Origin of the sequence: Cupriavidus phytohabitans (assembly GCF_000426345.1) — a bacterium.
In the GTDB taxonomy this organism is placed as follows: domain Bacteria; phylum Pseudomonadota; class Gammaproteobacteria; order Burkholderiales; family Burkholderiaceae; genus Cupriavidus.
On sequence record NZ_AUFE01000025.1, the window covers coordinates 23092 to 37628 of the forward strand.

Annotated in this window: 12 protein-coding genes; 5 read left to right on the forward strand and 7 right to left on the reverse strand. The window is 66.9% G+C overall.

The features are described from left to right. Nucleotides 1-202: 202 nt before the first annotated feature. Complete coding sequence (locus K309_RS0118730; protein WP_029047852.1) at nt 203-2527, reverse strand: NADP-dependent malic enzyme; 2325 nt, start codon at nt 2525-2527, stop codon at nt 203-205. Nucleotides 2528-2906: 379 nt separating this feature from the next. Here K309_RS0118730 and thiL point away from each other — a divergent pair, with 379 nt between their 5' ends. From thiL to K309_RS0118745, 3 genes are all read left to right on the forward strand, one after another. Further along, nucleotides 2907-3887, forward strand: coding sequence for a thiamine-phosphate kinase (gene thiL / locus K309_RS0118735; protein ID WP_029047853.1), 981 nt, complete (start codon nt 2907-2909; stop codon nt 3885-3887). Between the two features lie 136 nt (nt 3888-4023). After that, nucleotides 4024-4590 carry a phosphatidylglycerophosphatase A family protein gene (locus K309_RS0118740; protein ID WP_029047854.1) on the forward strand — a complete coding sequence of 189 codons (567 nt, stop codon included), beginning with the start codon at nt 4024-4026 and terminating at the stop codon, nt 4588-4590. Nucleotides 4591-4624: 34 nt separating this feature from the next. Continuing rightward, nucleotides 4625-5122 (forward strand): CinA family protein, encoded by a 498-nt coding sequence (locus tag K309_RS0118745; protein WP_029047855.1) that lies wholly within the window; start codon nt 4625-4627, stop codon nt 5120-5122. 83 nt (nt 5123-5205) lie between these two features. On the opposite strand, the gene pyrF is transcribed toward K309_RS0118745, so the two are convergent. Then, a complete protein-coding gene (gene pyrF, locus K309_RS0118750) occupies nt 5206-6024 on the reverse strand; it encodes an orotidine-5'-phosphate decarboxylase (protein WP_029047856.1) in 819 nt (272 codons plus the stop codon). Nucleotides 6025-6222: 198 nt separating this feature from the next. Between pyrF and K309_RS0118755 the strand changes: the two genes are divergently transcribed. After that, a complete protein-coding gene (locus tag K309_RS0118755) occupies nt 6223-7122 on the forward strand; it encodes a DMT family transporter (RefSeq protein ID WP_029047857.1) in 900 nt (299 codons plus the stop codon). A 545-nt stretch (nt 7123-7667) separates the two neighbouring features. Next, on the forward strand, nt 7668-8630 hold the full coding sequence (gene corA, locus K309_RS0118760) for a magnesium/cobalt transporter CorA (protein ID WP_029047858.1): 963 nt from the start codon (nt 7668-7670) through the stop codon (nt 8628-8630). A 63-nt stretch (nt 8631-8693) separates the two neighbouring features. On the opposite strand, the gene mtgA is transcribed toward corA, so the two are convergent. The 5 genes from mtgA to fabG all read right to left on the reverse strand — a co-directional run bounded on the left by mtgA (nt 8694) and on the right by fabG (nt 14536). Next, nucleotides 8694-9395 (reverse strand): monofunctional biosynthetic peptidoglycan transglycosylase, encoded by a 702-nt coding sequence (gene mtgA / locus K309_RS0118765; RefSeq protein WP_035877873.1) that lies wholly within the window; start codon nt 9393-9395, stop codon nt 8694-8696. An 85-nt stretch (nt 9396-9480) separates the two neighbouring features. Next, on the reverse strand, nt 9481-10380 hold the full coding sequence (gene aroE / locus K309_RS0118770; protein WP_035877864.1) for a shikimate dehydrogenase: 900 nt from the start codon (nt 10378-10380) through the stop codon (nt 9481-9483). Next, nucleotides 10380-11312: an energy transducer TonB gene (locus tag K309_RS0118775; RefSeq protein WP_029047861.1), complete on the reverse strand. Its 933-nt coding sequence runs from the start codon at nt 11310-11312 to the stop codon at nt 10380-10382. The genes aroE and K309_RS0118775 overlap by 1 nt, the downstream gene beginning before the upstream one ends. Before the next feature lie 111 nt (nt 11313-11423). Continuing rightward, nucleotides 11424-13556, reverse strand: coding sequence for a ribonuclease catalytic domain-containing protein (locus tag K309_RS0118780; protein ID WP_029047862.1), 2133 nt, complete (start codon nt 13554-13556; stop codon nt 11424-11426). A gap of 239 nt (nt 13557-13795) precedes the next feature. Continuing rightward, on the reverse strand, nt 13796-14536 hold the full coding sequence (gene fabG / locus K309_RS0118785; RefSeq protein ID WP_029047863.1) for a 3-oxoacyl-ACP reductase FabG: 741 nt from the start codon (nt 14534-14536) through the stop codon (nt 13796-13798). Nucleotide 14537 lies beyond the last annotated feature (1 nt).

Consider the following 14537-nt stretch of genomic DNA (forward strand, 5'->3'; position numbering starts at 1 on the left):
GGGCGCTCATGGCGAGCGCCTGTATCAAAGGCGTAAGGTTACGCGGATGCACGCAATTAATCAATCCCGGCGCCGGCGCAGCGGGAATTCTTCAATTGTTTCAATATGTTAAGCGTATGTGTGCGCATACTAACCGTTGTCGCCAGGCAAAGAAAAAGCCGGGCGAACCCGGCTTTTCCGTAACGCGCGCAAGGCAGGCGGCTTAACGCTTGGCAGCAGCGTCCACCACCACCAGCGAGGTCATGTTGACGATACGCCGCACCGTCGCGGACGGCGTCAGGATGTGCACCGGCGCCTTCACGCCCAGCAGGATCGGGCCGATCGCCACGTTGTTGCCCGCGGCAACCTTGAGCAGGTTGTACGAGATATTGGCGGCGTCGATGTTCGGGCACACCAGCAGGTTGGCTTCGCCCTGCAGCGTGCTATCCGGCACCAGCTGGTCGCGCAACTTCTGGTCGAGCGCGCTGTCGCCGTGCATTTCACCGTCGACTTCCAGTTCCGGCGCCTGTTCGCGCAGGATGGCGAGCGTATCGCGCATCTTGCGGGCCGAGGGGGCCTCGGACGTGCCGAAGTTCGAATGCGACAGCAGGCCGACCTTGGGCTCGATACCGAAGCGCTTGAGTTCGTCGGCGGCCATCAGCGTGATCGCGGCCAGTTCTTCGGCGGTCGGGTCGACGTTGACGTGCGTGTCCACCAGGAAGATCTGGCGACCCGGCAGCACCAGGCCGTTCATGGCGGCGTAGACCTTGCCGGTCCCGCCCAGCACCTGGTCGATGTAGCGCAGGTGCGCCGCGGTGGTGCTGACGGTGCCGCAGATCATGCCGTCGGCCTCGCCCTGTTTGACCAGCATGGCGCCGATCAGCGTGGTGCGGCGGCGCAGTTCCAGCTTGGCGTACTGAGGCGTGATGCCCTGGCGCGCCATCATGCGGTAATACGCGTCGGAGTAGTCGCGGAAGCGCTCGTCGTGCTCGGGGTTGACCACGGTGAAGTCGACGCCGGCGCGCAGGCGCAGGCCGAAGCGCTCGATGCGGTGCTGCAGCACGGCCGGGCGGCCGATCAGGATCGGGTTGGCCAGCTTTTCATCGACGATCACCTGCACGGCGCGCAGCACGCGCTCTTCTTCGCCCTCGGCAAAGACGATGCGCTTCTTTTCCATCTCGACCTTGCGCGCGGCGGCGTAGATCGGCTTCATCAGCGTGCCCGAGTGGTACACGAACTGCTGCAGCTGCAGGCGGTAGGCGTCCATGTCCTCGATCGGACGGGCGGCCACGCCCGACTTCATCGCGGCTTCGGCCACTGCTGGGGCCACCTTGACGATCAGGCGCGGATCGAACGGCTTCGGGATCAGGTATTCCGGGCCGAACGACAGGTCCTGGATGCCATAGGCGCTGGCAACGATGTCGCTCTGCTCCTGGCGCGCCAGTTCAGCCAACGCGTTGGCGGCGGCGATTTCCATCTCGCGCGTGATGGTGGTGGCGCCGCAATCCAGCGCACCGCGGAAGATGAACGGGAAGCACAGGACGTTGTTGACCTGGTTCGGGTAGTCGGTACGGCCGGTGGCCATCAGCGCGTCCGGCCGCACTTCCTTGACCAGCTCGGGCGCGATTTCCGGATTCGGGTTGGCCAGTGCCAGCACCAGCGGCTTGTCAGCCATGCGCTGGACCATGTCCTGCTTGAGCACGCCCGCGGCGGACAGACCCAGGAAGATGTCGGCACCGTCGATGACTTCGCCCAGCTTGCGCTTGTCAGTTTTCTGCGAGAAACGGGCCTTCTCCGGGTCCATCAGCTCGGTACGGCCCTCATAGACCACGCCAGCCAGGTCGGTCACCCAGATGTTTTCGATGGGCAGGCCGATGTCGACCAGCAGGTCCAGGCATGCCAGCGCGGCGGCGCCGGCGCCCGAGGCGACCAGCTTGACCTTCTTGATGTCCTTGCCGACCACCTTCAGGCCGTTGATGATGGCGGCGGTCACCACGATCGCGGTGCCGTGCTGGTCGTCGTGGAAGACGGGAATCTTCATCTTCTCGCGCAGCTTGCGCTCGACGTAGAAGCACTCCGGTGCCTTGATGTCTTCCAGGTTGATGCCGCCGAAGGTGGGCTCCAGCGCGGCGATGATCTGGACCAGCTTTTCCGGGTCCTTCTCGTCGATTTCGATATCGAACACGTCGATACCGGCAAACTTCTTGAACAGGCCGCCCTTGCCTTCCATCACGGGCTTGGAGGCCGCGGCGCCGATGTCGCCCAGGCCGAGCACGGCGGTGCCGTTGGTGATCACCGCGACGAGGTTGCCGCGCGCGGTGTAGCGGAAGGAGTTGGCCGGGTCGACCACGATCTCTTCACAGGCCGCGGCCACGCCCGGGGAGTAGGCCAGCGCCAGGTCGCGCTGGTTCGACAGCGGCTTGGTCGGGGTGACGGAAATCTTGCCGGGGGTCGGAAACTCGTGGTACTCGAGCGCCGCTTTGCGCAGCGCCTCACGCTGCTGCTGTTTCAGATCGTCTTGGGACGGGGACTGCTGAGGGCTGGTCATCGGCGCATTTTCCAATCGGTGGAGCCGTCATTGACTTGGCGGGGACGATCGGCGGACCGGCTCCACGTGCCCGCCCTTCTCTTCCTTTGGAACCCAACATTTTATATTGTGAAATACTATTTCACAATAAGCCTTTTGCTTGGGGCACCTTTGCTATTCAGTACAATATGCCCCATCCAATGGGCCAACACCAGCAAGCGTAGCGCCGTCCGGCCCATGGCCGGTGAGTCGCTGCGGTCATGGCTGTCATGCGCGGCAGTATCTTGCTGAAACGCTGCCGCCGCCGCATCCTGATGCGCCCTTCCGAGCCCTTCCGTCCCTCCGGTGCCTGCCGGCCGGGCAAACACCTTTCCACTGCCAGCACTTCCAGCTCGCCGCGATGTCCGACGCCCAGCCCGCCCAGCTTTCCGAGTTCGACCTGATCCGCCGCTACTTCACCAGGCCGGTGCACAAAGCCGCACTCGGCGTGGGCGACGACTGCGCGCTGATCGAAGGCCGCCCGGGGCACTACCTCGCCATCAGCACCGACATGCTGGTCAGCGGCCGCCATTTCTTCGCGGACGTGGCCCCGCGCGCGCTTGGCCACAAGGCACTGGCGGTCAACCTGTCCGACCTCGCCGCGATGGGTGCCGAGCCGCGCGCCTTCACGCTCGCCCTGGCCCTGCCCGAGGCCGACCCGGCATGGCTGGCCGAGCTGGCCGACGGCATGCTGGCCCTGGCCGACGCCCACGGCTGCGAGCTGGTCGGCGGCGACACCACGCGCGGCCCGCTGACGCTGTCGCTGACCGTCTTCGGCGATGTCCCGCACCGCGCCGCGCTGCGCCGCGACGCGGCACGTCCGGGGGACGATATCTGGATCTCCGGCACGCTTGGCGACGCACGCCTGGCATTGGGCGACTGCCGTGGCGAATGGCTGCTGCCCGAACCCGACTTCACCCAGGTACGCCCGCGCATGGACACGCCGACGCCGCGCGTGGCGCTGGGCATGGCGCTCCGGGGTGTGGCGCATGCAGCACTAGATATCTCCGACGGCCTGATCGGCGACCTCGGCCATATCCTGGCACGCTCGCAGGTGGGCGCACTGATCGATGTCGACGCCTTGCCACGCTCGGCGGTGCTGGCCAGTCAGCCGGAAGCGATCCAGCGCGAATGCACGCTGGCCGGGGGCGACGACTACGAGCTGTGCTTCACCGCCCCGGCGGGCAACCGCGACGCTCTCGCCGCGATCAGCGAGCGACTGGCGCTGCCGCTCACGCGCGTCGGCACGATCACGCCGGAGCCGGGCCTGCGCCTGGTCGACCATGCCGGCAACCCGACCCGCTACACCGGCGCCAGCTTCGACCACTTCGCCTCCTCCTGACACCGGGGCACAGGCGTGTCATGATGCCGGCATCGGCGCGCCGCGCGGGAACGGGAGTCCCGCCTGCCACATAGCAGCCACAGTAGCAAGCCGGCCATAACCATAAGCAGCATCCGCATCACACGAGCCAACCTTGATGTCCACCATCCCCTCCGGGGCCGCCCCCCGCGACCCCGCCATGACCCTGGAAGCCGGCCAGACCGTCAAGGTCACGCGCCCGACGGCGCGCTTCATGCTGGCCCATCCGGCCCACCTGATCGCCTTCGGCCTCGGCTCGGGCCTGTCTCCGGTCAGCCCCGGAACGGTCGGCACGCTCTACGCGTGGCTGTCGTTCGTGGTGGTGTCGCTGTGGATCGAGCCGACCACCTGGCTGTGGATCATCGCCGGCGGCTTCCTGGTGGGCCTGTGGGCCTGCGCCAGGACCGCCCGCGACATGGGCTTGCATGACCACGGCAGCATGGTCTGGGACGAGATCATCGCGTTCTGGCTGGTGCTGGCCTTTGTCACGCCGACCGGATTCTGGGGGCAGTTCGCCGCCTTCCTGTGGTTCCGGCTGTTCGATATCGCCAAGCCCGCGCCGATCGCCTACTACGACCGCACGCTCAAGGGCCCCGGCCTGCGCGGCGGCTTCGGCGTAATGTTCGACGATATCTTCGCGGCCTTCTACACGCTGCTGGTGTTCGCGCTGTGGCGCTCGTTCTGAGCCCGACCCTTTCCAACAAATCCCCGAGTCCATCATGTCAGTCAGCCGCCTGCTCGACCAGCTTGCCGTCCAGTCCGGCGTCGCCCTTGCCGACAAATCCCTGATGCTGGCCACCGCCGAGTCCTGTACCGGCGGGCTGGTCGCCGCCGCAATCACCGATGTGTCGGGTTCGTCCGGCTGGTTCGAGCGCGGCTTTGTCACCTATTCCAACGAAGCCAAGTCGACGATGCTGGGCGTGCCGGCCAAGCTGATCCGCGACCACGGCGCGGTCAGCGAAGAGGTTGCGCGCGCGATGGCGGAAGGGGCGCTGCTGAACAGCCGCGCGCAGGTTTCGCTGTCGATCACCGGTGTGGCCGGACCCAACGGCGGCACGCCGGAAAAGCCGGTGGGCATGGTGTGTTTCGGCTGGAGCAACCGCATCACCACCATCGTGGAAACCCAGCGCTTCCCGGGCGACCGGGCGCAGATCCGCCGGCAGGCGGCAGAGCACGCGATGCGGGGCTTGCTGGAGCTGTTGCGCAACGAGGCCTGAGGCCGCTGCCACCGGCATCCCACGCCGCCAACAAAAAACCGCGCCAGGCTGGCGCGGTTTTTTTGTCCTGCCGCGTGCGGCAATCAGCCGTGGCGGTAGCGGTTGATGGTCTCCCGCGTCTGCAGCGCGACATTGCGCGCCGCAGACGCGAAATCCTTATCGCTGCTGGCATACAGGATCGCCCGCGACGAGTTGATCATCATGCCGGTGCCATCCGCGGTACGCCCGGCCTTGACCGTTGCCTCGATATCGCCGCCCTGCGCGCCGATGCCCGGGATCAGCAGCGGCATGTCGCCGACGATCTGGCGCACGCGCGCGATTTCGTTGGGGAAGGTGGCGCCCACAACCAGGCCCATCTGGCCGGTGGTGTTCCAGCGCTCGCGCGCAGCCTCGGCCACCAGCTGGTACAGCGGCTTGCCATCGACCTGCAGGAACTGCACGTCGGAGCCGCCCGGGTTGGAAGTGCGGCACAGCACGATCACGCCGCGATCCGGGTAGGCAAGGTACGGCTGCATCGAATCGAAGCCCATGTAGGGGCTGACCGTGACCGCATCGGCCTTGTAGCGCTCGAACGCTTCCAGCGCATAGTGCTCGGCGGTCGAGCCGATATCGCCGCGCTTGGCGTCCAGGATCACCGGGATGCCAGGGTGGGCGTCGTGGATGTAGTGGATCAGCTGCTCGAGCTGGTCTTCGGCACGCTGCGAATGGAAATACGCGATCTGCGGCTTGAAGGCGCAGACCAGGTCGGCGGTGGCGTCGACGATCTCGCGGCAGAACGAGAATATCGCGCCGCCCGCTCCGGTCAGCGACAGCGGCAGCTTTTGCGGATCAGGATCGAGCCCGACGCAGAGAAGGGAATCGTTGCGCTGCCAGGCGCCAGCAAGCTGCTCGGTGAAAGTCATGGGATGCTCGAAATATCCTGGTGGCGCCGGCGCCTCATGGAACCTCAAAGTCCCGGGCCGGCACGGTTGGCCGCAGCGGCGTGAAAACCTTTCATCCCTGCAGCATATGTCGTTTCCGGCAATTTTACCCGCTGCGTGCTATCGTTTTGCGCTTCCTCTCAAAACAAAGAGCGGCATCGCGCACAGCCGCCCTGCAGTATGTCTCTCGATCGCCGCGGTATTTTCCTGCTCGTCGTCCTCACCCTGGCCTGGGGCATCAACTGGCCCATCATGAAGGTCGGCGTGGCGCACTTCCCCCCGATGGGTTTCCGCCTGCTGTGCATGGCCGGCGGCGTGGCCGCGCTTGGCCTGGCATTGCGCCTGCGCGGCGATTCGCTGGCGGTGCCGCGGCGCGAATGGGGCACGGTGTTCCGCCTCGCCCTGCCCAACATGGTGGTGTGGCACCTGTTAGCGATCTGCGCGGTCAAGATGCTGTCGTCGGGGCGTGCCGCCATTCTTGGCTACACCATGCCGATCTGGGCCGTGGTGTGGGGCCTGGTCTTCTTCCGCGAACGCATCGGCGGCTTTGCCTGGGTCGGCATCGCCTGCGCGCTGGCGGGCACGGTGCTGCTGCTGTCGGGCGAGATCAGCGCGCTGACCGGCAGCCCCGCCGGCACGCTGCTGATGCTGCTTGCCGCCGCCGGCTGGGGCTTCGGCACCCAGCTGATGAAGCGTACCCAGACCGACGTGCCGATCGGCGCCATGACCTTCTGGATGCTGCTGGCGACCCTGCCCTTCCTGCTCGCCGGCACGCTGCTGCTGGAGCACGGCTGGCGCATGCCGACCGCCGTCGAATGGGGCGCGATCGCCTACAACGCGGTGGTGGTCTTTGCCTTCTGCCACCTGGTGTGGTTCGGCCTGGCGCGCAGCCTGCCGCCGGTGGTGTCGAGCCTGTCGATCATGTTCATCCCGGTGGTCGGCGTGTTCTCGGGCATGTGGCTGCTGGGCGAGCAGCCGCACTGGCAGGACTACGCCGCCATCGTGCTGATGTTCATGTCGCTGTCCTCGGTGATGCTGGTGCCGCTGTTGTGGCGCCGGCTGCGCGGTGCCATGGGCTGAGGCTGCCGGCCGGGGGCGGAGCACAACGGCGGCGCAGCCTCCACGGAGATTTCACTTAACAAGCGCCCCTTCGTTGGGCTACACTCGCGGCCATCACAATCCCGGAGAAATTACGTGGGCAGTAGCATCGGGTGTTCGAGTTGGCGCAGTCATGCGGCTACTGCGAATGCCATGTCACTGCGGGCTGCGTAACGACGACCCGCCCGGAGCACCCGGCTCCGCGCTTCGTCGGCCTTGCCCGCAGTCCGAACTGCGGGCGAGTGTCTTTCCGTGCCACCGGCGGCGCCTTCATGCGCGCCCACCGTGGCGGATCCTCCCTCTCCCGGCTAGCCAGCCAACCCAGGCAAACGCCATCGCCTTGTCCGCCCTGCCCCGCGCAGCCGCGGGACAGCGCGATCACGCTTGCCCGTGGCCCGGCCTTTCGCGGCTTGCCGCAGGGCCATGACGGGGCATGACGCAATACCTGGGATGCGGCGAGCCGCCTGCGCTTGTCTTCGCGCTTGTCATTGTTTTTCGTCGCAAATCAGCAATAAGGAATCCCGGGGATGATCAACCTGTTCGTCCTGCAGAAAGGCCGGCTTGCCCAGGAGCAAGTCGACGAGCGCAATGAGCTGCTGCAGCACAAGCCGATCTGGATCGATGTCGTCAACCCTGACGACGAAGAGCTGAACTGGATCAAGGAAGCCTACGGCGTCGCCCTTCCCGAGCTGGAAGACCTGGGCGACCTGGAGGCGTCGGCACGCTATTTCGAGGGCGAGGACGAGAATATCCATATCCGCACCGACTTCCTGCTCGCCGAGGAAGAGGTGTCGCGCAACGTGCGCGTGGCCTTCGTGCTGACCAAGGACGTCCTGTTCTCCATCCACGACGAGGACCTGCCGGTGTTCCGGCTGGTGCGGCTGCGCGCGCGCATGCGCCCGGGCTCGGTGCGCAATGCCAAGGACGTGCTGATGGACCTGTACGCGACCGATGCGGAATACTCGGCCGACTCGATCGAGGAAATCTACGAACGCCTGGAAGAAGCCAGCCGCCGCGTGCTGGCCGAGAACGTGACCGATGCCGCCGCGGCCGACGTGCTGGAAACCATCGCGCGCGAGGAAGACCTGAACGGCCGCATCCGCCGCAACGTGATGGACACGCGCCGCGCGGTGTCGTTCCTGATGCGCAGCCAGCTGCTGTCAGCCGAGCAGCAGGACGAAGCACGCCAGATCCTGCGCGATATCGACTCGATCGAGAACCACACCGCGTTCCTGTTCGACAAGATCAACTTCCTGATGGATGCGACCGTCGGTTTCATCAACATCAACCAGAACAAGATCATCAAACTGTTCTCGGTGGTGTCGGTGGCGCTGATGCCGCCCACGCTGATCGCGAGCATCTACGGCATGAACTTCAAGTTCATGCCGGAACTGGACTGGGCTGCGGGGTATCCGTGGGCAATCGCGCTGATGGCGGTGTCGGCGGTGATTCCGCTGGCGTATTTCCGCCGCAAGGGGTGGCTGGGCTGAGGCTTTGAATCGATCACTGCCTCGCTCCCCCTCTCCTACAAGTGGGAGAGGGGGAGCAAACCCTCAGTCCGGCAACGTCGCCGCGCCCATCCGGCGCGCGATGATTCCCGCCTTGGCGCGGAAATTCACCCGCACGTTGGCGCAGTATTCCTTCTTGTCGAAGCACTTGGGCGCCGGCAGCGCTGCCGCCAGCCGCGCCGACTGGCCAATGCTGAGCTTGTCGGCACTGGCGCGGAAGTAATGCTGCGCCGCGGCCTGCGCGCCGAACACGCCCTCGCCCCACTCCACCGAATTCAGGTAGATCTCGTAGATGCGCTGCTTGTCGAGCCAGAACTCCAGCATCCACGTGATCGCCAGCTCCTGCCCCTTGCGCAGGTAATGCTGCTCGGATGACAGGAACAGGTTCTTGGCCAGCTGCTGCGTGATGGTCGATGCGCCGCGCACGATGCGGCCGCGCTTCTTGTTGCGCTCCCAGGCATCGAGCATGGCGTCGAGTTCGTAGCCGGGATGGTTGACGAAGCCCGAATCCTCGCTGGCGATCACCGCGCGCTTGAGGTTGCGCGAGATGCGCTCATACGGCACCCACTCGCGTTCCAGCCCGCAGCTCCACAGGTTGAAGCCGCACAGCCGCCAGCGCTCGGCCCGCATGAAGGTCGTGCTCGACGGGTTGACGTACTGCCAGCTGGCAATCTGCACGAAGAAATACAACTGCATCGCCAGCACGCCCGCGACCATGCAGCCCAGCAGGTAGCCGAGCCAGCGCACCGGATTCAGTACCGATCCGGCGGAAGCAGCGCCGCGGGCGGCGCTGGCCGTGCGGTTGCGGATGGCCACGGCTGGCGACGCCCGCTCAGCCCTTGCGTTCGGCCTGCAGCGCGTCGCGCAGTTCGGCCAGCACGGGAGCGGTACGGGGGCGCACGCCGCGCCAGATATAGAAGGCCTCGGCGGCCTGCTCGACCAGCATGCCCAGGCCGTCGCTGGTGCGCGCACCGCAGCGCGCGGCGAACTGCAGGAACACGGTCGGCTCGGCACCGTACATCATGTCGTAGGCCAGCACGCCTTCGCCAAGCAGGAACTCGGGCAGCGGGGGTACTTCGCCATGCAGGCTGCTCGACGAGGCATTGATCACGATGTCGCAGGCCTCGTCCTCGGACAGGCCTTCCAGCGCATCGAGACCACCGCCCCACAGCTCCACGCCGAACTGGTCGGCCGCTTCGACGAACTCTTCCAGCATGTCGCTGGCGCGCGACGCAGTGCGGTTGGCCACCACGATGCGCGACGGACGCGCTTCGATCAGCGGCAGCATCGCGCCCATGGCCGCGCCACCCGCGCCCAGCAGCAGCACGCGCTTGCCTTCGACGAGCGTGTCGAGGTTGTCCTGGATATCGCGCACCAGGCCCACGCCATCGGTGTTGTCGCCATGGATCAGGCCATCCTCGATCCACAGCGTGTTGACCGCGCCGGCGGCTTCGGCACGCTCGGTCAGGCGATCGGCCAAATCATAGGCCTCCAGCTTGAACGGCACGGTCACATTGCAGCCGTAGCCGCCGTCGGCGAAGAACTTGCGCACGGTATCGGCAAACCCGTCCAGCGGCGCCTCCAGCCGGCCGTACTGCACCGCCTCGCCGGTCTGGCGCGCAAAGGCGGCGTGGATCGCCGGCGAACGGCTGTGCGCGATGGGATTGCCGATCACCACATACTGGTCCGGCGTGTTCTGGGTGCTCTCTGGCTTAGTGTCTGGAGTTGTCATCAGCGTGCCTGCAGCCGGGTTTCCAGCCCGCTGCGCGAAAACTTGAAGGTGGAAATGACTTCCAGGATGTCCTGGCGCGCCGCCATTTCCGCGGTGAAGGCGCCGAACGGCGCGGCCGCGCGCACGATCGCCACGGCCTGGCGGTCCAGCGCGGGGTCGCCCGAGCTCTTGACCACGTCGATGGCGTCGACGTTGTAGCCATCGCGGTTGTAGCCGAGCTTGCCAAGCCGGTTGACGTTGATCACCAGGATCAGCTGGCCATACAACGGCTTGCCGTTGCGCTGCGGGAAATCGGTGGTGCCGCGCGCCTCGATCTTGCGGCGCAGCCGGTCGTAGTACTGCGCGTAATCGACCGCCTGCGCGCTGGTGGCGGTCAACTGGAAACGCTTGGGCCGCTTGGCGTAATGGTCCAGGTTGCGGCCGATCTCGGCTTCAAGCTTGGCCATCTCGTCGGCCGAGGTGCGCTCGTCCTGGCCGCGCCGGGGATCGTCCTGGCGCTTCTCGCCGGGCTTGAGCGGCTGGCTGCGCACCGCCGGAGCTGGCTCGCGCGCCTGCGTCAGCAAGCGCTGCTGCTCCAGTTCGAGCTGCTCGACGCGGCGCTGCACCTGGCGCACGAGGTCGCCCTCCTGCGTCACGGTCTGCGCGGGCAGCGGCGTGGTGGCGCGCTGCAGGTCATGGTCGCCGCCGCCGTCCAGGTTGGCTTGCGCCAGCGCGGTCGGGTTGCGCGGCTTCTGCGCCGATTTCGCGTTGACCAGCACCACGTCAAGCGGCGAGTCCGCGCGCTTGATCTCGAACACCTCGGGAGCGGCTACCCGCACCAGCAACAGCAGCGCATGCACGACCACGGAAATGGCCAGCGCCTTGGCCAGCGTACTGCTGTTGTGCCACCTGGCGTGCCACCAGTGGCGGGGAGCGGCGAGTGCGGCGTTCACGATGGCGGGAATTTGGCTCGGAAGGTGCGAAGCGACAGGTGAATAGACATTCCCGGCGGGCCGGGAATGCCGCTAGGCATTGTAAGTGAGCCCCGCCGATTTCCGAAGGCTTCAGCCGGCGGCGGTGCCACCGGTGTCGCGCTCAGCCGACGCCTGCGCCGGTGCGTCGCCATCGGTGCCCGGCGCGGCCTCGGCCTCGTCCTCGATTCCGGCAACCTGCCCGGCGGCCTGCTCGGCGGCCTGCTCGGCGGCATCTTCCGCGGCTGCTTCGGCAGCGGCTTCGGCCGACATCTCAGCGGCTTCCTCGTCGCTTTCCAGCTCTTCCTCAGGCAGCACGCCCTCGCCGGCAAAGATCTCCAGCACGCGGCAAGAGACTTCCAGCGTGATCTCGTCGGTCTCGCCGATCTCCAGCAGCACCTGGGTGCCGCGCTGCGCCTGGACCAGCTCGGGCACGCGCGTGACCAGCGGGATCTCGGTGAAGCGCACCGCGCCTTCCTTGAGCACCGCGGCGACCATGCGCTCCCGTTTCTCCTGCTTGAGCCAGCGCAGGCACCAGTAGCGCTCCATGGTCGACTGGTGGTCGGCATAGGCGGCATAAGTGCCTTCGAAGTCAGCCACGGCGGCCAGCAGGTCGGCATCCTTGGGCTTGAACGGCGCTACCAGCTTGGCAGTCACGCCATGCTGCGCCACCGCCAGGATCTGCCACTGGTTGACCAGGTCGACGTAGCGGCGCAGCGGCGAGGTGCTCCACGCGTACTGCGCCACGCCCAGCCCTTCGTGCGGTGCCGGGTAGGTCTGCATGCGGGTGCGATGCATGCCCCACGCCTTCTGCGTGCGGTAGATGCCGGGCACGCCATTGTCCGCCAGCAGCTTGCCCCAGGTGCTGTTGGCCAGGATCATCATCTCGGCCACGATCTTGTCCAGCGGCGAGCCGCGCTTGCGCTGCTCGATGCGAACGCGCTGGTTGCCGTCGGCCTGGTCGTCCAGATAGAAGTTGAAGTCGGCGCGGTTGTGCGTCTCGGGGCGCAGGCCGCTGGCCAGGCGCGCCTTCTGGCGCTCGTCGTACAGGTAGCCGGCAAAGTGCCACAGCCGGGTCAGGGCCTCGCGGAACGGGTAGTCGCCGGTGCCATCGGCCAGCGAGGCCTCGGTGATGACATCGTCGAGCAGGTTGTGGCGCAGGTTGGCGGCAATCGGCACCATCTCGGCGCGGGTCTCGCTGCCGGTGATCAGCCACACCGTCGGGTCCACCGTCACGTACAGCGACAGCGCCGGGCAAACCCGGCCTTCCTGCAGCGTATAGCGCTCGACCATCGGGTCCGGCAGCATGGTGATCTTGTCGCCCGGGAAGTACACCGTGGACAGGCGCTGGCGCGCGATCGCGTCGAGCGGCTCGCCACGGCGGATGCCCAGCGCGGGCGCGGCGATATGGATGCCGATGCGCAGCTTGCCGTCGGGCAGCTTCGTCACCGACAGCGCATCGTCGATCTCGGTGGTGGTGACGTCGTCGATCGAGAACGCCTCGACCTCGGCCAGCGGCAGGTCGCCGGGCGGCTCGGGCACGTCCGTATCGGGAAAGCCGGTGCCCTTGGGGAAGCACTCGGCGAGGAACTTGGCCTCGTGCAGCGCGCGCGCGCTGGCGACGCCGCCGGCGGCCACCATCAGCCGCATCGGCGTCATGCCGAGCGCGGTGCAGGCCGCGTCCATTGCCTTGTATTCGAGGCTGTTCTTGTCCGGCTTGAACAGCAGCTGCAGCACCTTGTTGCGGAACGATTCCGGCAGCGTCAGCGCCTTGAGCTGCTCTTCATATTCAGCCTGCACCAGCGCCTGCTGACGCTTGCGCTCGAGCGCGGCCAGCGCGGCCTTGAGCTGGTCTTCGGGCGCGCGCTGGTAGCGGCCGCGCCCCTTGCGGCGGAAGTACACGGGGTTGCCGTGCAGCGCCATCGCAAGCGCCGCCTGCTGCACCGCGCCGGGCTCGGCGCCGTAGTACTCGGCGGCCAGCTCGGCAAAGCCGAACTCGGCCTCGGGGGCGCATTCCCACAGGAAGTCCAGGTCGATCTCGGCCACCATGTCGCCGGTCTGGCGGACCAGTTCGATCGCCGACGGCTGCGCAAACTGCAGCAGCACGTCGCGTGACTTGACCTTGGTGCGCTTGCCGGCCGGCAGCTCCACCTGGTAGGCCTCGCCCTGCTGGTTCAGCACGGTGCCGGCGCGGATCTCGCCGCCTTCTTCGAACAGCAACTGCATCGATCGGTACTTTCAGAAATGCGCGGAACCGCGTCGGGGCGCCACGGAGTGGGCGCAGCGGCGGATCCTGTGGGAGAAATGGTGCGAACGGCATCGGCGGGCGGCGCGCTGCACGGGCGCCGCGCCGTGGCCACCAGGCCAGGCCGCAGACCCGGAATGATACCGCACCGCCGCTGCGGACCCCGGCGTGCGCCCAGGGGCGGTGCATGCCGGCGGACGCCGGAAATGTTCGGAGCGGGTCAGAGCGACATGCCGCCGCTGGCTTCGATCGCCACGCCGTTGACGTAGCTGGCGTCGTCGCTGGCCAGGAAGGCATAGATGCTGGCGATCTCGGCCGGCTCGGCCAGGCGGCGCAGCCAGCACGACGATTTCATGCCCTCGAGCACCTTGTCGGGCACGGTCTGCAGGATCTCGGTATTGACAAAGCCGGGGCAGACGGCATTGACGCGCACGCCCTTGGGTCCGAGCTCGCGCGCCCAGGTCTTGGTGAAGCCGATCACGCCGAACTTGCTGGCGGCATAGTTGGTCTGGCCGAAGTTGCCGTACAGGCCGACCACGCTGGAAGCGTTCAGGATCACGCCCTTGCCCTGCTCCGTCATGATCGTGGCGACTGCCTGGGCGCAGTTGAAGACGCCCTTCAGGTTGACGTCGATCACGGCGTCGAACTGCGCCTCGGTCATCTTGACCAGGCGCGCGTCCTTGGTGATGCCGGCGTTGTTGACCAGGATGTCGATGCGGCCGTGCGCGGCCATCACCGCCGCCACCATTGCGTCGACTTCTTCGCGGCGGGTCACGTCGACCCGGAAGGCCGTTGCGCTGGCGCCGGTGCCGGCAAGCTTGCCGGTGGCTTCGCGCACGCGTGCTTCATTGACATCGCACAGCACGACGATGGCGCCCTCGGCGGCGAAGCGCTGCGCGGTGGCAAAGCCGATGCCAGCGGCGGCACCGGTGATGATGGCAACCCGACCCTGCAGTTTCATC

Bases quoted from the DNA above. Each gene is read 5' to 3' on its own strand.
- corA (WP_029047858.1), top strand. From the start codon at position 7,668: ATGATCAACCTGTTCGTCCTGCAGAAAGGCCGGCTTGCCCAGGAGCAA.
- aroE (WP_035877864.1), bottom strand. From the start codon at position 10,380: ATGACAACTCCAGACACTAAGCCAGAGAGCACCCAGAACACGCCGGAC.
- K309_RS0118740 (WP_029047854.1), top strand. From the start codon at position 4,024: ATGTCCACCATCCCCTCCGGGGCCGCCCCCCGCGACCCCGCCATGACC.
- K309_RS0118745 (WP_029047855.1), top strand. From the start codon at position 4,625: ATGTCAGTCAGCCGCCTGCTCGACCAGCTTGCCGTCCAGTCCGGCGTC.
- pyrF (WP_029047856.1), bottom strand. From the start codon at position 6,024: ATGACTTTCACCGAGCAGCTTGCTGGCGCCTGGCAGCGCAACGATTCC.
- K309_RS0118780 (WP_029047862.1), bottom strand. From the start codon at position 13,556: ATGCAGTTGCTGTTCGAAGAAGGCGGCGAGATCCGCGCCGGCACCGTG.
- K309_RS0118755 (WP_029047857.1), top strand. From the start codon at position 6,223: ATGTCTCTCGATCGCCGCGGTATTTTCCTGCTCGTCGTCCTCACCCTG.
- fabG (WP_029047863.1), bottom strand. From the start codon at position 14,536: ATGAAACTGCAGGGTCGGGTTGCCATCATCACCGGTGCCGCCGCTGGC.
- thiL (WP_029047853.1), top strand. From the start codon at position 2,907: ATGTCCGACGCCCAGCCCGCCCAGCTTTCCGAGTTCGACCTGATCCGC.
- K309_RS0118730 (WP_029047852.1), bottom strand. From the start codon at position 2,527: ATGACCAGCCCTCAGCAGTCCCCGTCCCAAGACGATCTGAAACAGCAG.